Genomic DNA, 19,196 nt, shown 5'->3' with positions numbered 1-19,196 from the left:
TAGACTCGCTTAATGATTGTGAAAGAACGGTTAAAAATTACAAATTTTCTTCGGCAAATCTTGCTAACTTACTGCGAACTACGCCATTTAGATTAACCGTTGTACTGCCAGGAAAATCTTTAAAGCGCTCAACTATATAGGTTAAACCAGAGGTAAGTGCGGTTAGATAGTTGCTATCAATTTGAGCTAAGTTACCCGAGCACACTAGTTTAGTACCTTCACCACAACGAGTAATAATAGTTTTAAGTTGAGCTGCAGTTAAGTTTTGACATTCGTCGAGTAAAACAATGGCATTTTGAATACTACGACCGCGCATAAAGTTTACTGATTTAAACTGAATATTGGCTTTTTCAATGATGTAATTCATACTGCCACTCATACTCTCGTCTTGCTTATGCAATACTTCAAGTGAATCAGTAATAGCCGCTAACCATGGTGCCATTTTTTCTTCTTCGGTACCGGGTAAAAAGCCGATTGACTCAGCAATTTCAGGCGTAGAGCGAGTCACAATGATTTTATCATAAACACCACGTTCAACCACCATCTCAAGAGCTGAAGCAAGAGCCAATAATGTTTTACCACAACCTGCTGGACCGGTTAAAATAACCAAATCTATATCAGGATCTAATAGAGCATCCATCGCCATACCCTGATAAATGTTTTTCGGATGAATCCCCCAGGCATTGCGACCCATTAAGCGCTCATAGCCTAAGTCCATCACCGCCATTTTGTCTTCTTCAACACCAATAATTTTACCGGCGAAAGTTTTGTCTTCATCAATAAGATATTCATTGATGTAGGCGGCAGGAATTAACGACTTATCCATCATATGCTGAGTATAGCGACCATCAGTTTCACTATCACAATTAGTCACTTGCTTCCAAAAGTCACCGGAAAATTTATGGTAGCCCTTGGTTAAAAATTTAATATCATCAACGAGTTGATCTGTGCGGTAATCTTCAACAAAAGCAAGGCCTGCACCTTTTGCTTTTAAACGCATATTAATGTCTTTAGTTACTAAGACAACACGCATATCTGTTCGATTTTCTTGTAAATACAACGCAGTATTAATAATGCGATTATCATTTTCGTTATCAGATAAAGAACCGGCTTTTTGTTCTAAATTAAAATCATTAAAAATGGCTAAAGTGCCGGGTTCGGATTGGGTTTCAATTTGATTGGGTAGTGGAACACCGGCTAATACATCTTCAGGACTAGCATCCCTTAAAGTATCCTCAAGTGCCCTAATGGCAACTCGAGCATCGCGGCTTACATCTTTATTTCTGTCTTTAATGCTATCGAGCTCTTCCAAGACGGTCATTGGGATAACCACTTCGTGTTCTTGGAACGATAAAAATGCAAAGGGTTCGTGGAGAAGAATATTGGTGTCTAAAACATAGATAGTGCTTTCGTCATTCATAATTTGTCCTACAGCTGGCTATTGTTTCAACTGAACATTGTTGCGTTAGTTTGATATTATTCAATAACTTACACATAGCATTGTTCGCTAAATTTATTGTTGCGCGTCTGTAACTTTACTCCTTTAACAACATATCCTTAAAACCACTTTCGCAGATTATTTACATTGTTTCAACACTGATTTATGAATTTTTTTTCATTTATCCTATCCTTATATGCAGGGTTCTTTTTTGACACTACTTAGCTCTGTTTAACTTATTCAATAAATACAGATAAATGGAACAATTAATTGATGAAATAGCAATGAGAAATCGTTACCATAGCGCCCTTTTCCAATCCAGCTTTTTACTTTTGGGTTAGTATTTTCATTTGGAGTATATTTATGTCATTTTTTCTAGGTCAACGTTGGATCAGCGATACAGAATCAGATCAAGGATTGGGTACCGTTGTTGATTTAGCTGGGAGATTTGTCACTATTTTGTTCACCGCTACCGGTGAGTCTCGCCAATATGCCATAAAAGATGCACCATTAACTCGCGTAGTATTTAACGAAGGTGATGTTGTGCCTTCACATGAAGGGTTTTCAATTACCATTACCGAAGTGGTAGAGAATAATAATTTATATACTTATATTGGTCACCGTGTTGATAATAATGAATTAATCGATTTAAAAGAAATGATGCTTGATCATTTCATTAAATTTAATAAACCTCATGACCGTTTACTGAATGGGCAATTCGATCGTTTAGATTGGTATCAGCTAAGAAAAACATCGCTAAATATTCAATACCAACAACAGCAATCTGAATTAACAGGCTTAGTTGGCGGCCGTGTTAGTTTAATCCCACATCAGTTATATATTGCAGAAGAAGTCGGCAAACGTTTCGCCCCTAGAGTATTGCTTGCTGATGAAGTGGGATTAGGTAAAACCATTGAAGCTGGCTTAATACTGCATCAACAACTTGTATCAGGTCGTTCTAAGCGAGCATTAATTGTTGTGCCCGAATCATTAATGCATCAATGGTTGGTTGAAATGTTACGCCGCTTTAATTTGAAATTTAGTATTTTTGATGCCGAGCGCTGCCAACAGTATGAAGAAGGCGAAAACCCTTTCAGCAGCGAACAACTGGTATTAGTTAATTTAGACTTTTTAGCAAACAACCCAGATCAATTTGAAAATATCGCCAATGAAGATTGGGATTTAATGATTGTTGATGAAGCACATCATTTAACTTGGTCACAAGACAACCCATCAATTGAATATCAGTGTATTGAAATTTTAGCTGAGAGTATTCCTGGAGTTTTATTGTTAACTGCTACTCCAGATCAACTTGGTCATGAAAGTCACTTTGCTCGCTTGCGTTTACTCGATCCTAATCGCTTTTATAACTACAGTGAGTTTATTAAAGAAGAAGAACAATATGGTGCAGTTGCCGATGCAGCCAACTCTATTTTATCTGGTACGAATTTAAATAAAGCTCAGCAACAAACGCTGACTACTCTATTAAGTGAATCTGATGTTAGTAGCGCCATTAATACGCTAAGTAATGATTTAGATGATGAGATTAAAAAACCAGCACGCAAACAGTTACTTTCTCAATTACTTGATCGCCACGGTACTGGCCGTATTTTATTTAGAAACTCACGTAACACCATTAAAGGCTTCCCGGAAAGAAAGTTGTTTGCCACAGAGCTAGCTCTGCCAGAGCAGTACCATCAAAGTTTACAAGAATATATTTGTAGTGACGATGATGAGAACTTAGTAGAAAGTGCGGTAAGTAAAAATATCTTCACCCCTGAAGCCTTATTTCACTTAAATCACCAAGAGCAAGAGTGGGTAGATTTTGATCCTAGAGTAGATTTTTTAATTAATTTGCTCAATGAAAATCGTCAACAAAAAGTACTAGTTATTTGTGCCCATGCGCAAACAGCAAAAGATTTAGAACAAGCCCTACGTGTTAAGGAAGGCATTCGCGCCGCTGTATTCCATGAAGGGATGAGTATTTTTGAACGCGATAAAGCTGCCGCTTACTTCGCCCAAGAAGAAGATAGCGCGCAAGTACTGTTATGTTCTGAAATTGGCTCGGAAGGACGAAACTTCCAATTTGCTCATCACTTAGTGTTATTTGATTTACCGCGTAACCCAGATTTATTAGAACAACGTATTGGTCGCTTAGACCGAATTGGTCAAACAGAAACGATTTGTTTGCACGTACCCTACTTTGCTAACTCTCCACAAGCCTTGTTACTTAATTGGTATCATAAAGGCCTAAACGCGTTTGAACACACCTGTGTAACCGCAAGAGCAGTATATGATGAATTTGGTACTGCGATGATGCAAACAGCTTTGCAAGGTTTGTGGCAAGACGATGCCATTAGTAACATCGTGAGCGCTTCGCATGAATTGCATTTAAAAATCAAAGCCGATTTAGAATCAGGTCGCGACAAATTGTTAGAGCTTAACTCTTCAGGCCAAGGTAAAGCCGAGCAACTCGTTAATGATATAGACACTCTAGATAACCAACACGAATTAGCACAATACATGTTCTCAGTGTTTGACGTATTTGGTTTAGAGCAAGATGATAAGGCCGATAATGCTATAGCCTTACAACCAAGTGAACACATGCTTAGCGCAAACTTCCCTTGCTTACCTGAGGATGGTGCAACTATTACGTTTGATCGTCAATCTGCACTTAGCAATGAAGATTATCAAATGCTAACTTGGGATCACCCTATGGTGCGTGGCGCTATGGATTTGATTTTAAGTGATGAAATAGGTAATGCCAGTATTGGTATTTTGAAAAACCCGGCTATTCCGATTGGTACATTCTTCATTGAAAACATTTTCACCCTAGAGGCTATGGCACCAAGTCAATTGCAGTTGGGTCGTTATTTACCAACAACGCCGGTTCGTATTCTATTAGATAAAAACGGCAACAACTTGTCTGATAAAGTTGGTGAAAGTGTTTTTGACAATCAATTGTCACCGGTGAAAAAGCAAACTGGTTTACAATTAGTCAAAGCTCTCAAAGGGCAAATACCAAGCCTTGTTGAAAAAGCTGAAGGCTTTAGCCAACTTAAAATTAATGATATTCAGCAAAAAGCATTAGCATCAATGAATGTTGCCTTAGATGATGAACACCAAAGACTGACTGCATTAGCAAAAATAAATCCTAATATTCGTCAATCAGAGCTCGATTTTATTCGTCATCAGCAAACAGAGTTAACTCACTTTATTAGTAATGCGCAGTTAAAATTTGAAGCGATTCGCTTAATTGTAGTAAGTCATTAGAAGTATCAAAACATGAGTGCTAACCCAGCATTTGTTTATGAGCCACCTATGGATCCTTATCTTGAAATTATTTATCAGGATGAGGACATTGTGGTGCTGAATAAACAAAGTGGTTTATTGTCTGTGACTGGCCGCTTGCCCGAACACCAAGATTGCTTACAAACCAGAGTTTGCCGAGTATTTCCAACAGCAACCATAGTACACCGCCTAGATATGGCCACTTCGGGTATTATTATTATGGCACTTAATAAACCAAGTCATGTTTCGATAAGTAGACAGTTTGAACAGCGTCAAACTGAAAAGTATTATATCGCCAGAGTACTTGGTCATATTAAAGAGCCAATAGGTGAAATTACCCTACCGTTAATTTGTGATTGGCCCAATAGACCAATACAAATGGTGTGTTATGAACGTGGTAAACAGGCACAAACTCATTATCAAGTGCTAAGCCAAGATAAACATACGACCTTAGTAAAGTTAAAGCCAGTAACCGGTAGAACTCACCAACTAAGGGTACATATGCGTGAACTTGGTCATCCAATAATGGGTGACCGGTTATACGCCCCCAAAGAGGCAACGAAAGGCAGAAAGCGGATGAGTTTACACTCGCAGTTTTACGCTATTTTTCACCCTAGAACCGGTGAACGAATTGAATTTGATGCAGACTGCCCTTTTGAATAAGCGCCCTTTTAGTTAACTAGATTTACTTGGTCACGAATCACGAAACAGTTATCGAAGCACAGCGTATTCGAAGTGCAACGTATCCGAAGCGCAGCGTATTCGGAGTTACGAAATAACCTAATACCTTAGCCCTTAAACCTGTTCCCTATTCCCTATTCCCTATTCCCTATTCCCTATTCCCTATTCCCAAGGTATTTATTCCAAATTTCGCTTACCTGCTCTCGCTCTTTAAGCAATTGTTCATCATCCATTTGTGTGGGCAAATTTTGCAATACTAACGCATGACCTGTATCTCTTAATTCACAATAACTGGCCACTAACTGTGTTTCTTCTTCAACGCTTAGCAATTGATGTTGTTGCAGTAATTCAAATATTCTTACATTATCTGAAAAAGTAGTTAACTGTGGATATTTATGACTGTTATTTAATACAAAAAACTGCGCTAAAAACTCAATATCAGCCAAGCCACCTATACTTTGCTTGATATCAATAACGTCACTAGAACTGCTGTCTAAATGATCTCGCATGCGTGTTCGCATTTTTATTATATCTTCTCGAAGTGAGTCGGAATTACGTTTATTGGTCAATATAGCATGCCTAATTTCAGCAAAACTACCGGTAAGGTTCTCCTCACCATAAACAACTCTTGCTCGCACTAGTGCTTGATGTTCCCATGTCCAAGCGTCTGTTTTTTGATAATGTTCAAACGTATCAATATGAACGGCCATCAACCCAGAATTACCAGAAGGCCGTAAACGCATATCAGCTTCGTACAGAGTTCCGTTAGCGGTACGCGTATTAAATAAATGCAAAATTCTTTGCGCCATTTTTAAATAAAAATGACTAGCGCTAATAGATTTCACCCCACTGGTTTCATCACTTTTATCTCGGTTATGAACAAACACTAAATCAAGATCAGAGCCATAACCTAATTCAAAACCGCCTAACTTGCCGTAACCTATAACAGCAAAGCCTTTATCATTAGTGCCCAATGTAGAATTTGGCTGACCATATCTATGAACCATTTGTTGCCATGCCATATTTACTACTTCGTTGATGATCGCTTCGGCTAGCGCTGTTAAGTGATCACTGACTTCCATCACGGGTAAAATGCCAGTAATGTCAGCGGCAGCAATTTTTAATTGTTTAGATTGCTTAAACTGTCTTAATCCTTCCATTTGCGCTTCAAGATCATCTTCAGGAATACGCATCATATGCTCAGTTAATTTAATTTTATAATCACTGAGTGAAGGTATTGAATATAATATTTTTGGATCAATCAATTCATCTAACAAAATTGGGAATTTTGATAAATACTCGCTAATCCATGCACTGGCACGACATAACTTTAATAGCTGCTTAAACGCAGGTGGATTTTCATAAAGTAATTCTAAATAAGCGGTTCTTGTAACCACCTTAGCTAAAACTTGTAAGGTTCTCTCTAATGTAATTGCCGGCTTTGGCTCTTCGGTTAATTGCTCAATAATTACCGGCATTAATTTATCAATAACTAATCGTCCGCGATTACCAATACTGCGTTTTTGTACCTCTGCTTTAAAATGAAATAATTGTTTATTAATCTGCTCTGCGGGCCAATCAGGTTGTAATTTTAAAATCCAACTTATTGACTCTTCGGCCTCCCAGTTTGCTAACCACAGAGTTACCCAATGTTGATTTACACTATTAGTTTTTTCATTATCTTCGCCGATCAGCATACTAAATTCGTGATTCACTGCCTGCATATGTTGCTGACATTGAGTTAAGTATTCACCCCATTGCTCAAACCCTAATAAATGACAAAGGCGAGCTTGGTTTTTTTCATCCTCGGGTAATTGCTGAGTTTGTTGATCATTAAACGCTTGAATAGCATTTTCACTGCGTCGTAAAAAATAATAGGCTTTGAGTAATACTTGCTTAGATGACTTTTCAATACAGTCATATTCTACCAATAAATTTAATGCTATTAATAAACTTCGTTGTTGTAATTCAGGGACTCTGCCACCGCGGATAAGCTGAAATACTTGCGCAATAAACTCAATTTCTCTAATACCACCTTCGCCCAATTTAATGTTGTGCTGTAATTGCCGCCTACGGGCTTCTTGGGCAATCATAAATTTCATTTTTCGGAAACTTTCAATCACACTAAAATCGATATATCGACGATATATAAAAGGTTTAAGTAAATTGCTAAGCTGTTGTTTATAAGGGGATTCACCAATTATTCTAGCTTTTAACATGGCATATCGTTCCCAATCTCGGCCTTGATCTTGGTAATAATTTTCTATAGCAGCAAAACTTAATACTAAAGGACCACTGTCACCAAAAGGTCTCAAGCGCATATCTACTCGATACACAAAACCATCTTTGGTTACTTGATCAAGAGCGGCAATAAGTTTTTGCCCAAGCCTAGTAAAATATTGCTGGTTATCGATGCTACGTCTTGCGCCCTTCGTTTCACCGCTTTGTGGATATACAAAAATCAGATCTATGTCAGAGGAAAAATTTAATTCTTTACCACCAAGTTTTCCCATACCATAAACTAATAAAGGCTGCTCAACGCCATCTGCATTTTGTGGCTGGCCCCAAAGTGATTGGCAATACTTTGAGAGCCAACTTAATGCTCCTTCAATAAGGGTATCGGCAAGGTGAGATAAGTTAGCCAATGACACTTTCAATGCACAATTTTGGCAAAGGTCGGCTATTGCCATAGCAATTAAAAACTTATTGCGTATTTTCCTTAAGGTTTGGTGTAGTTCATCTTCGCTTTTGCAATGATCAATTTGTTCAAAAATATAAGTTTTAACATTAATAATTTCAGAAAAATTGAATGAGCTCTGACCAATAATATCAACCACCCAATGTGGTTTACTGATTAGCCCTTCGGCGACAAAATCACTCATTGCAAAGGCATGTTTTAATAATGATATCTGCTTCGCAGTAAGTGTTTGTAGTACTTCAGGGGCATTTTCAGCAAAACGTGAAAAGTGAGAGTTTTGTTGCTGCAGCAGTATGTCTTGCATACTAGTTGAACTTATATCTTGCACTGTCGAATTCCATTAATGATAAATTTTAGCAAACAAATTGAAACAATTGAAAATAGACATATTATGTCGTTAGTGGTATTAATACGCTTACACCATAACCTTAGCATTTTTGAAGGAAAGAGAGCAGGAATGCAATCAATAAAAATTATATTGCTAATGATAGCCGTAACCTTAACGGGTTGTAGCGATCCATATATACAGCAAATAAAAGGCCAAACGCCAATTACCGAGCAACGTATTGCTCAACTTGGTAATGCCTTAGAAAGTGGTCAAGTTCGCAATGCAAACTTGATTAGTCAATACGCAGAAAAAATTCTATCGATAAAACCCGACATGGAGCCCCTTGTTGCTGAATTTAAAAAAGATGCAACAGTTAAGGGCCCGATGTACCTGGCATTATTAGACCGAATTAATACAGTACAAAATCAACCGCAAATGTTTGAGAGTAATAAAGCGATTTATCAAGAATTGCTTAATATTTATCAGGCTGCCGATCCGGTTTTATACTCTGATGCATTAAGCGATCCATTAAACGTATTAGCTGATATGTCTGATGGCGCCTTACCTAGAATAAACTCTGTAAGTAAAGAACAAGGTTTACTTGATAATAACGCTCAAGATTTTGGTGTTGGCTCCCAGTTAGTTGGCAATCCCTCCTATGGTAGCTGGCAAACTGGCAGTTCAGGTACATCTTTTTGGGCTTGGTATGGCATGTACTCAATGATGGGCAACATGTTTGGGGGCAACCGCATACATTACGGTAGCTGGGGACAAAATAGAGGCTACAGTTATTATAATGATTATGGTCGAAGCCGATATACCTCCCCTAGGGATATGCGCAAGCAATCACAAGTAGAAACTAGAACCCGCAAGTCATTTGAGAGCAAAGGTCAAAAATTTACTAGCACTTACAGCAAAAACCGTAAAGGTTCATCTGGCTTATCAAAACAAAGCCAAAATGCACAAAAAACGGCAAGTAGATTTCGAAGTAATGGCTCAAATAAATCTAAATTTAGTAATAAATCAAGATACTCAAAACAAGCCACTAAACCGCGCTTTCGTCAAAAAAGAAAATCATTCATATCTCGCGGCTTTAGACGCAGAAGATAATAGGAAAAATTATGGATAACTTATTAAATTTTGCTGCCATTGATCAGCACATTCTTATCATACTAGCCATCGATATAGGCATCGCAATTTTGCTATTGTCTGCAATGCGTTTTATTGCCGGCCTATCAGCTAAAGTAAATACTACTGACGAACTAGCCAAAGAGGACAATTTTGCCTTTGGTGTAAGTGTGGCAGGCTCTGTCGCCGCCTTAGGTATTGTAATGACTGGTGCAATTACTGGTGAACATTCGGCAAGTTATGAAGTTGAAGCTATAGGCATGTTTTCATATGGCTTATTTGGCTTGATATTGATCAAGCTAGGACGCTTAATTCACGATAAATTTGCACTACACCAGCTAGACAAAATGGCCGAAATTAAAAAGCGAAATATTTCTGTAGGCATTGTTGATGCTGCGAGCGTAATAGCTACTGCTATAGTGATTCGTGCGGTTTTAATCTGGGTTGATGGATTAGACGTTTATACCTTTGTAGCCATAGGTAGTGGCTTTGTGGTTTCGCAAATAATACTGGTGCTAGTCACTCGTATTCGCGAGGTACATTTCGCTAAAAACAATCAAAAAGACTGTATGCAAGAAGCGTTAACCCGCGGGCAAGTGGCTTTGGCGATTCGTTATAGTGGTCAGATCATTTCAACATCACTTGCTGTTACCGCAGCGAGTTATTTTCTAATTTATACTCCAGAAACTATTGTAGAAAACTTAATGGGCTGGCTAGTATTTGGCCTGATAATGACTGTTGTTGTATCAGTGTTAACGTCTATTGCTAAGCGCATAGTTTTATGGGGGATTAACATGGCAGAAGAAGTAGACCAACAACATAATGTTGGTGTTGCCTGTGTTGAAATGGCAGTAAGCATTTCTATCGCATTAATCTTAACAGCGTTAATGCTTTAAGGTTTCAAGGCTATAAGGCAGTAAGGAGTCAAGGCGCTGCAGCTTTGCGGCCTTAAAGCGTTACAGCCCTAACAATTAAAGTTTGACATATTATGTCATTGTGCTAAATTCAACTTAGCGCGACATATTATGTCATGCCAGTGCTTCACTCTTTTAACTTTTAACGCCACGACGTGGTACTTATAAAAATGCGAAGCAGATTTATTTAGAAAAGGATAACCATGAACATTCATAAAATAGCTGATCATCTAAATGTATTAGCTGACCAGTCGGCAACAGGACTAACGTTTGATTGCCAACCAATATCAGGTGACGTTGATGTTTTACAAATAACTATCACCGATCGTGAAGAGTTACCAATATTTGTCTCGGTTACCGATGATCAAATTCTTTGCATCACCTACCTATGGGGTGAAGAAGAAGTAGAAAGCGAAAAACGTGTAGAAATGTTAGAAGCAATGCTTGAAATGAATATTCCAATGCCACTGTCATCATTCTCGAAAATAGGCGATAAATATGTCATTTTCGGTGCACTTTCAATTGGTTCTTCATTTGATGATATTGAACATGAATTAGCCGTGCTTAGTAATAATGCTATTGAAGTAATAGACGATATGGATGAGTTTTTAGTTTAAAAGCAAAATGCGATAAACAACAAACTATCACTATCTAGTAAAGAATTAATGGAGTACTTATGAGTATTTTTAAAAAGATTATGACCGCCATTCGCGGTGGCGCAACTGAAATGGGCGAAGGCATAGTAGACGCTAATGCTACCCGTATTTTTGAACAAGAAATTCGAGATGCTGAAAATCATCTAACCAAAGCAAAGCGTGATTTAACTTCAGTAATGGCGCAGCAAATGGCATCAAGCCGCGATGTTGATAAAGTGAAACGCGACATTGCCGAGCATGAAGGCTTTGTCACGCAAGCGTTAGAAAAAAATAATGAAGCACTAGCTCTACAAGTTGCAGAAAAAATTGCCAGTTTAGAAAATGAGTTAAGCACAGGTCAACAAGCGTTAGATAGTTTTAGTACCAATGCTGATAGATTGAAAGATCTAGTCAAAAAAGGTGAACGCCAAGTAGCTGAATATAAACGCCAGCTTTCTATGGTTAAAACCACCGATAGCGTGCAAAAAGCTACATCGGCAATTACCGATAACTTTTCATCTAGTAGCTCTAAATTGCTAAACGCAAAAGATTCACTTGAGCGCATTAAAGCTAAACAGCAAAAATTTGATGATCAATTAAAAGCAGCTGAAGTACTAGATGCAGAAGACTCTGATAGCTCTTTAGAAGCACAACTTAAAGCTGCTGGTATCGGTAGCCAAGATAATAGCGCAAACTCAGTACTTGAACGCATTAAAGCGAAGCAAAAGTAATAAAATATACTGAAAAGGCATTAGTTTACTAATGCCTGATTAATCATTCTGAATTTAATGGTAACAGATGAGCTTTTTCAAAAAGCTGTTTAATAAAGACAGCAACAAACAACGTCAATTAACCCAACCTAAAGATTTAATGATTAAAGATATCATTATTTTTTCTGACAGCTTCGCTTTACCCGAAAACCTGCGCAACACACAGTTCCAAGTAGCCAATATAAATACCCATGAATTTGAACATAATCAAATTACCGAATGGCAACTCGATGGCTCAGCAAATCAACGAATTTACTTAAGCCTTGAACAAGGGCAACAACAATACTTAAAGCTAACAATAAAAGTTGCTGATAGCTGTATTGAAGAACTGTTTAATCTTGATGAATTCTCCGAAATATTCGATGAGCCAGGCAATGCATTATTAACAAAACTTGTTGATTCCTCACAAACAGCGGGTTGGACAAGTGAGCAATATCAGCAAACTACCTTTGCTCAAATGGGTTATTTTCATCGTCAAGATCATCGTTCTAATAAACCATCGGAGTTTGAAGGTGAAGATTCTGGCGAAGCATTTGAGTTATATAGTTTGCGTGGTGTTGATGATCAATATTCAATTGACATTCAAATTTGGCAAGATGGTGACACCGACGTATTTTTGAATTTATATCGCCCAACATCTGATATTAAAGAATATTATCCAGGGAGCTAAGATGACGATTAGAAAGGTACCTGAAAAGTGGCAGTCTAATATTAAGGCTGTAAAAGCTGTACAAGTTGCTTTTGATATGGATGAGAAAGTACAAAAAGAAATTCGAAAAGCAGCGGTAGAAGCTAGCCTTAGCCCCTCAGATCAAATCAGAATGATATTAGGTTTAGCTGTACATAAAAAACCAAAGCGTCCACGCTTAACCGTATCCTTGAGTAGTGAAGACTATCAAGTACTAGGGGAAAAGTACGGCATACCACCTACAAAGCAGCTAGAGATTAAGCGCAAATTAATGGATGAGTTAATCGAATATGTTAATGAAAATTAAACCTATCGTTAATTGATTACAACTCGTTACTACATTTTTCAACTTATAAAGGTAGAATAAGCAGGTATTAGTCAGTTTAAAGAGTGTCAATTTTTATGCTAGTTATTATCCGCAAAGCACGTTTTTATAAAGTCGATGAATTCGGCGTTAAAAATTATCATAACAGTTACCTTATCGGCATGGCCTTTGCCATTTTATACGTAATAATGTTCCTGTTCTCTGGCGCCTTGTTACATTTTGAAAGTGCTCATGTCGATGCCAACATAACCACGTTTTATGAAGCTTTTTGGACCTTACAAATGACCGCTAGCACTATTGGCTACGGTGATTTCCATCCTGTATCTACAGGCGGAAAAATCATTGCTACTTTAATGTTTTATATCGGCTTTGGTTTAGTGGGTTTTATTGTTACTAAAGTGCTAGGTTCATTCATTGGATTTTCAAATACAGATGTTCGAAATCGTGAGCTGCGTAAACAAAACGCGGAGATAATCGAGCGCAATAAAATGCTTGAAAGAAAAGTAGATTCTTTAGTAAAAGTTTTAGAAAAAATCAGCTAAATTTTTAGCTGATTTAATAGCAGGTTGATCCAGATTTTCTATGTAAATGACGCTTTAAACTATTTTAACCAGTAAGGCTGTAAGTTTAACGCTGCCGCCTTACAGTGCTCTAAGGCACATAGCAAATTTTCAACTTTATCATCTAACCAGCATACAAGTTTTTGTGGAATATCTTCACTACTTTGTTGCAGATGCCCCTTTAATAAAGTCAATGTTTCAAGCTCATCTATACCTAAATGAATGTCTAACCAAGGCCCTCTAAAGTCCATTCGTTTATCAACACTGTATAAACCACCAAACCAACTACCGGTTAATAAACTTCTAATAATTAAATGGTGATTTTCAATATATTCAGCAGACGTTAATGGTTTATCTCGATGAATAGCTTTATCTAATGTATCTAAATTTAACGAAAGCCAACTGGGCGCTAAATCTAAAAGCTCAGTTGAATGCACTTCGTCTAGGTCATTCAAAATAAACTCCAACATACTTAATTGTAATTTATTGAACGCTTCGGCATGAAGTAATTTAAGCATTTGTTGAAAGTCTATCAATTGATGCTTTTCATTTTTAAGCTCGGCTAAAAGACTTTTACTGTACTCAATTTTTTTCCTGTAATTGCCTTTCTTAGTGGTTAATTCTCGGATTTGTAATGCTGGTTCAACCCAAACTAATTCAGCTAAAACGGCTTTAATTTGCTTACGGATCGAATCAGATTTATCGCTTGGTAAATAATCTTTATATAACCAGAGTCCATGTCTAGCTAGAGCCAAAGTATCTGATATTTCTTTCAATACTTGTAAGTTTTGTTTAGTAACAAATTGACTCACCAACTGCTGTAGTTGTGTTAAACATTCACTAAATCCGGCTTTAAATGACTCAGATATAGTCATGCCATTTTCAATGACTAACACTGTACTACCACTACTAATATGAGATTCCGTTCGGCCAAACACTAAACCGTATCCCCTTGCCGCTTTACTTAAAGTACCAGGTCGTATTTCAATTACAGATATTAGCGAATGAGCAAGAGTAAAAATTGAATTTTCATTGCCACTAACTAACTCTAACTCTATTTCATTAATAGCCTCGCTACTCTGACTTGAGCGAACTTCACCTTGATCAAATGCTAGCTCGATTTGACTGTTATCAGGCATAGTGATTAACCAAGTCATACGCTTAAAGTTAGTTTCAAACAATGGCGAGAGTTGTTCTTGCACTGATTTAACATCAAAACCAGTTGGCCATATTTCTTGGTTAAATAAAGTTAAATTAACATCGGCAGACTCTAAAGTAATATTATATTCGGGTCGCTGATGCAATCCACCAACAGTAACTCCTGCAGTTTTAATTGTTTGCTCAATTTCACCTTTATTATTTTGGCGAATACGCAAGCCAATGTCAGCCTTTCTGAGCGCTAAGTCTGGGGTGTCAAAATAACAGTTAGCAAGAGTTTTAGTTTCGCAAGAAAACGGATGTTTTAATTGGGTTAAAAGGTTAGTAATAACAGCAGGTATATTGTCACCTAAAACTAAATATTTCAGTTCTATTTCAGTGTCCATTAAAGTGTGTTTACATTCTCATAATATAGTTAGTCAATTGTTAACCATACAAAAGCTTGATAAGCCTTTCAATCAAAAATTGAACAATTTTTCAATTACACCAATATAATTACTAATTAAATCAAAAAATAAGCACCGATGCAGTGAGTTAATCTTGCTATCCCTTGCACAAACACCTAATATTTAAAGTTAATAATTACCGTATTTTTTACCATCATTTAGAAGTCAGTAATGAACACTATTCAAAAAATAATTAGCCTATTGATCCTTACAATTTCTTGCTCAGCAATAGCACAAGAAAGTCTTGAAAATAAAACAGCATTTATTAGTGATGATTTATTTATCTACTTTCATTCAGGGCCTGGCACTCAGTACCGTATTCTAGGCAGCATTAACGCTGGTGAAGAAGTACAATTGTTAGGTGCTGTCGAAAATGAGTACCAACAAGTACAAGATGTGCAGAATCGCAAAGGCTGGGTAGATGCTAAATATATATCTGCCACACCAGGATTACGAGTTGTATTAGCCGAGCTCAATGAAGAATTAGCCGACAAAACAGCACAACTTGGTAACCTACAAAGCAAAATGAGTGAAACCAACAAACAACTCAATACTTTAAAGCAGCAGAACTTACAAATAACAAAAGAAAATAAAGAAACCACCCAAAAGTTTGAGCAAGTAAGCAGCGAGTTAGATGAAAAAGATTTAGATATAAAGCTTACTTGGTTTACTTATGGTGCAGGAGTTTTAGTTCTGGGGTTAATCCTTGGGTTAATATTACCTAGATTTGCTAGCCGGAAGAGCAACTACTCTTCTTGGGGATAAGTGCTTAAAATATTATGAAAGTCATTTTTGATGTAAGACACTTATATTATCTGCCTGGTTATTTACCTGTTTATCAAGAGTTGATACAAAAAGGTCACGAAGTGACTTTTGTATTCTATTTTAGTAATAATGATGATTTACAAAATAAGATTATTGATCAATATAACCTGACGACCACTTGGGTTGAGTCGAGTGAAAAGGCTTTAGATATTTATAAGGATAAGACTATTGATTGGGTTATTTTTGGAAATCGATATAAATTCTTAAAAGTATTGCACAAATTCACAAAATCAGCGCAACTTGGTCATGGTATTGGTCCTAAAAGAGCCTATTACGGTATATCAAACACTTCAATGACAGTTAGGTTTGTTGAAGGACAGTTTAGATTAAAAAAACTAGAAAGCTTGTTCCCTAAGGATCATTTTGTTGATGTGGGTTACAGTAAATTAGATCCTCTTTTTAATCATACCGAGCAAGGACTAGATTTAATAAAATTAGGTTTAGATCCAAATAAAAAAACAATACTTTATGCTCCCACATTTAATCCTAGTAGCCTGGAAAAGTTTCCTGATAACTGGCCGAGTGTATTTAGTGACTATAATATATTAATCAAGCCTCATCAGTTTTCTTTAAGCCAAGAAAAATATAAAAAACACAAGGATAAATTATTAACTTGGTCTCAATTTGACAATGTTTATCTGTCACAAGAAATAGAGTTTAATATTATTCCATTCATGAAGAGTAGTGATATATTAGTAAGTGACACCTCTTCGACAATTTTAGAGTTTTTATCTCTAAATAAACCAATAATTTTATGTAAATTTTTAAAACTAAAATGGAATTATAGAGGCCCATTGAAGTACAGATACTTTAAAAGAATGAGCGATGATTTCTTATTCTACGAACAGATTTCAGAGCCAGTATTACATTTTAAACACCTAAAAACTGCCATTGATAAAAAATTATCCCTAGCAGGCTCTGACATAAATATAAAAAATGATTTTTGTGAAAAATTCGTTGGCAGTACTGATGGTAAAGCAAGCAAAAGAGTTGTTGATTATCTAAATGACTTTAATGGAAAAAAACTACAATGAGCGTAGCATTTCATTAACTTTCTTGGGAGATCGCTCTGTAATATAGGTATTTTTTAAATGCTTAATAAAACGGGAGAATATTCTGTTTATTTTTTTCTCCCCAACGGTTTTTACATAGTTAGCTAAAGGAAGAAAATCTGAGTTACCAATATCGTCAATTATTACCAGAAAAGGTGTATTGGAACGTTGAAAAACAATATTTCTAGCAAGAATTTTTTGCGTAATAATGTTATTTTTAATAAGGTAAGCTTTAAGTAATGGGATACATTGTTTAATTTGAATTAGTTCGGTTTCAGTTAGGTTTGGCTCTAGTAAATACTGCTCTAAACTTCTAGATACTTGACCGTTATCATCTCTAATTAATTCAAACACACTACACTTGCCTAAGTTAGTTTCTTGTTCGCCATAATAATTAGAAAGCATACTCCAATCAGTAATTCTTTTATTTAAAATTTTATACTGGTCCACTTCTCTCTTTAGTGCTTTCGCAACTCCTTTTTTCCCTCCTTTCTTTGGTTGCTTGAAAGTTATTTTGAGACATTTTGTATGGTCCTGTGGGTGCTGATAACACTCTCGATGAAACCCTTTCCCAACAAATAGTTCTTTATCGATAATTAACATAATAAATATTTTTACTGAATACCTAGCAACAGTCTCCCAATATAATATAAATGCAAACAAACTCCTAATGCGAACATAAAATAATAGAATAAATAACCAAAAAAACAGTACTTTATAAAAATAACTCACTATAATTGTTAACTTATCAAGCAAAAAATTATATAAGCGATTCTGGAGTTCCGTACTTGATACTTTTCAAATTACTAAAAAAAATTATTTTCACATGCTCGTTTTTTAGCGCATCTGTTTTTGCAGGCGGCGTTTCTCCCTATTTACCACTAAAAACAGATCCCCTAATAGAGCTAGAAATAGAGCGGTTGGCAAGTTTGGCCAAAATGCCGGTATTGAATAAGCCATATCATGCGGCAACAGTATTAGAATACCTATCTAAGATAGAAGAATCTCATCCAGTTTTACACTATAGGATCAATAGTTATTTAAAAAGATATAAAAAGCAGGCATCAATCACACACTTTAATTTTTCTGGCGCGAACTCTTTTGAAGAAAATCAGACATTAGCAAATGCTCGTGGACAGCAAATAGACAGTCATTATCAAGTTTCTGCTGCTGCATTTTGGCAAGTAAATAAGTATATAATTGCTAACGTTGGCGGTACTTTTTATGAAGATGGTGACTTTATTCCAAACCATAGCTATTTAAGCTTCGGCTTTGATTGGTTGCAAGTTGATGTTGGCTATAAAGAGCACTGGTTGTCACCGCATCAAGACGGTGCGTTATTACTGTCTACTCAAGCTAAGCCACCTATTAATGTTACCATTAGTAACCCAACCCCTTTCGATTGGATGAATATTCGCTATGAAATGTCAGTAGGCTTACTTGATGATACAGAAAATATCTTATTTGACGATGGTTTTACCAGTGGCGAGGTAGGTTTTATTACCATGCATGGTAGTTTACAGCCACTTGATTTTTGGACTATTGGCTTTAATCGAACATTAATGTTCGGCGGTGGTGATAGAAGCATTTCATTTGATGATGTATGGAATGCTATCAAAGATCCAGCTAGTAGCGATAACTGTGGCGAAGGACAGAGTAATTGTGATCGAGACTCCGAAGTTGGCAATCAAATGGCTTCTATTACCAATAAATTTGATTTTAGGTTATTTGAAATGCCAATGAGTTTTTATCATGAATATGCAGGGGAAGATACAAAACAACATAAAAATACAGCCTTAGGCAACATAGCTTTAAATTACGGTTTATTTTTTCCTTATTTAACTGAAACTATATCTTTAAATGTTGAACACGCAAACTTTATGCATAAATGGTATACCCACTTTATTTATAATGATGGCTATACAAACGATGGCACTAGAATGGGCCATTGGTGGGGTGATATAAAGCCAGCAGATGAAGAAAACGGTGGTACATCTTGGAGTTTACGAATCGATTATAATATTGATCAGAAATCGCAATTACAAATTATGTATCGAACAGCCGATATAGAAACAGCTGAGAATAATTTTCTACCACCTAAGAATAGTTACAAACGTTCACATGAGCTAGAATTCACATTGAATAATGCGTATAAAAGCTATTTTTACACGAGTAAACTGCATATAGGTAAAGATATTTTAGGGGATCAGTTCTTGCGAGCAAGTCTTGCATTTAGATATTAATATCTCCGCATTCAAT

Annotated in this window: 16 protein-coding genes; 12 read left to right on the top strand and 4 right to left on the bottom strand. The window is 36.5% G+C overall.

Features of this window, described 5'->3' with window-relative positions; genetic code table 11:
- Positions 1-37 precede the first annotated feature (37 nt).
- Positions 38-1,420: a PhoH family protein gene (locus RGQ13_RS03925; protein ID WP_348392255.1), complete on the bottom strand. Its 1,383-nt coding sequence runs from the start codon at positions 1,418-1,420 to the stop codon at positions 38-40.
- Between the two features lie 381 nt (positions 1,421-1,801).
- On the opposite strand from RGQ13_RS03925, the gene rapA reads away from it, so the two are divergent.
- Together rapA and RGQ13_RS03915 are read left to right on the top strand one after the other, a co-directional pair.
- Positions 1,802-4,711, top strand: coding sequence for an RNA polymerase-associated protein RapA (gene rapA, locus RGQ13_RS03920; RefSeq protein ID WP_348392254.1), 2,910 nt, complete (start codon positions 1,802-1,804; stop codon positions 4,709-4,711).
- A 12-nt stretch (positions 4,712-4,723) separates the two neighbouring features.
- Positions 4,724-5,392 (top strand): pseudouridine synthase, encoded by a 669-nt coding sequence (locus RGQ13_RS03915; RefSeq protein ID WP_348392253.1) that lies wholly within the window; start codon positions 4,724-4,726, stop codon positions 5,390-5,392.
- A 173-nt stretch (positions 5,393-5,565) separates the two neighbouring features.
- On the opposite strand, the gene glnE is transcribed toward RGQ13_RS03915, so the two are convergent.
- Entirely contained in the window at positions 5,566-8,436 is a 2,871-nt protein-coding gene (glnE, locus tag RGQ13_RS03910; protein WP_348392252.1) for a bifunctional [glutamate--ammonia ligase]-adenylyl-L-tyrosine phosphorylase/[glutamate--ammonia-ligase] adenylyltransferase, read from the bottom strand.
- A 129-nt stretch (positions 8,437-8,565) separates the two neighbouring features.
- Between glnE and RGQ13_RS03905 the strand changes: the two genes are divergently transcribed.
- From RGQ13_RS03905 to RGQ13_RS03875, 7 genes are all read left to right on the top strand, one after another.
- Positions 8,566-9,546: a hypothetical protein gene (locus RGQ13_RS03905; protein WP_348392251.1), complete on the top strand. Its 981-nt coding sequence runs from the start codon at positions 8,566-8,568 to the stop codon at positions 9,544-9,546.
- An 11-nt stretch (positions 9,547-9,557) separates the two neighbouring features.
- Positions 9,558-10,460, top strand: coding sequence for a DUF350 domain-containing protein (locus tag RGQ13_RS03900; RefSeq protein WP_348392250.1), 903 nt, complete (start codon positions 9,558-9,560; stop codon positions 10,458-10,460).
- Positions 10,461-10,681: 221 nt separating this feature from the next.
- Entirely contained in the window at positions 10,682-11,095 is a 414-nt protein-coding gene (locus tag RGQ13_RS03895; protein WP_348392249.1) for a YjfI family protein, read from the top strand.
- A gap of 59 nt (positions 11,096-11,154) precedes the next feature.
- The gene (locus tag RGQ13_RS03890; RefSeq protein ID WP_348392248.1) at positions 11,155-11,844 is read left to right on the top strand and encodes a PspA/IM30 family protein; all 690 of its coding nucleotides are present in this window, start codon (positions 11,155-11,157) and stop codon (positions 11,842-11,844) included.
- A gap of 67 nt (positions 11,845-11,911) precedes the next feature.
- Positions 11,912-12,553, top strand: a complete 642-nt coding sequence (locus RGQ13_RS03885; protein WP_348392247.1) for a hypothetical protein — start codon at positions 11,912-11,914, stop codon at positions 12,551-12,553.
- A gap of 1 nt (position 12,554) precedes the next feature.
- Positions 12,555-12,878, top strand: a complete 324-nt coding sequence (locus tag RGQ13_RS03880; RefSeq protein WP_348392246.1) for a hypothetical protein — start codon at positions 12,555-12,557, stop codon at positions 12,876-12,878.
- A 95-nt stretch (positions 12,879-12,973) separates the two neighbouring features.
- Positions 12,974-13,438, top strand: coding sequence for a potassium channel family protein (locus tag RGQ13_RS03875; protein WP_348392245.1), 465 nt, complete (start codon positions 12,974-12,976; stop codon positions 13,436-13,438).
- A 59-nt stretch (positions 13,439-13,497) separates the two neighbouring features.
- Here RGQ13_RS03875 and RGQ13_RS03870 read toward each other — a convergent pair whose 3' ends face one another.
- Positions 13,498-15,000: a CYTH domain-containing protein gene (locus RGQ13_RS03870; protein WP_348392244.1), complete on the bottom strand. Its 1,503-nt coding sequence runs from the start codon at positions 14,998-15,000 to the stop codon at positions 13,498-13,500.
- 231 nt (positions 15,001-15,231) lie between these two features.
- Here RGQ13_RS03870 and RGQ13_RS03865 point away from each other — a divergent pair, with 231 nt between their 5' ends.
- Both RGQ13_RS03865 and RGQ13_RS03860 read left to right on the top strand, forming a co-directional pair.
- Positions 15,232-15,825 (top strand): TIGR04211 family SH3 domain-containing protein, encoded by a 594-nt coding sequence (locus RGQ13_RS03865; protein ID WP_348392243.1) that lies wholly within the window; start codon positions 15,232-15,234, stop codon positions 15,823-15,825.
- A gap of 14 nt (positions 15,826-15,839) precedes the next feature.
- A complete protein-coding gene (locus tag RGQ13_RS03860; RefSeq protein WP_348392242.1) occupies positions 15,840-16,919 on the top strand; it encodes a CDP-glycerol glycerophosphotransferase family protein in 1,080 nt (359 codons plus the stop codon).
- Here the strand turns inward: RGQ13_RS03860 and RGQ13_RS03855 are convergent.
- Positions 16,911-17,540, bottom strand: a complete 630-nt coding sequence (locus RGQ13_RS03855) for a YrbL family protein (RefSeq protein ID WP_348392241.1) — start codon at positions 17,538-17,540, stop codon at positions 16,911-16,913. The genes RGQ13_RS03860 and RGQ13_RS03855 overlap by 9 nt on opposite strands.
- A 185-nt stretch (positions 17,541-17,725) precedes the next feature.
- Here RGQ13_RS03855 and RGQ13_RS03850 point away from each other — a divergent pair, with 185 nt between their 5' ends.
- Positions 17,726-19,180, top strand: a complete 1,455-nt coding sequence (locus RGQ13_RS03850; RefSeq protein ID WP_348392240.1) for a capsule assembly Wzi family protein — start codon at positions 17,726-17,728, stop codon at positions 19,178-19,180.
- The last annotated feature ends 16 nt before the right edge of the window (positions 19,181-19,196 follow it).

The sequence above is a fragment of the Thalassotalea psychrophila genome (assembly GCF_031583595.1).
GTDB classification, from domain to species: Bacteria; Pseudomonadota; Gammaproteobacteria; order Enterobacterales; family Alteromonadaceae; genus Thalassotalea_A; species Thalassotalea_A psychrophila.
This window is presented reverse-complemented; position numbering and strand designations above follow the sequence as displayed.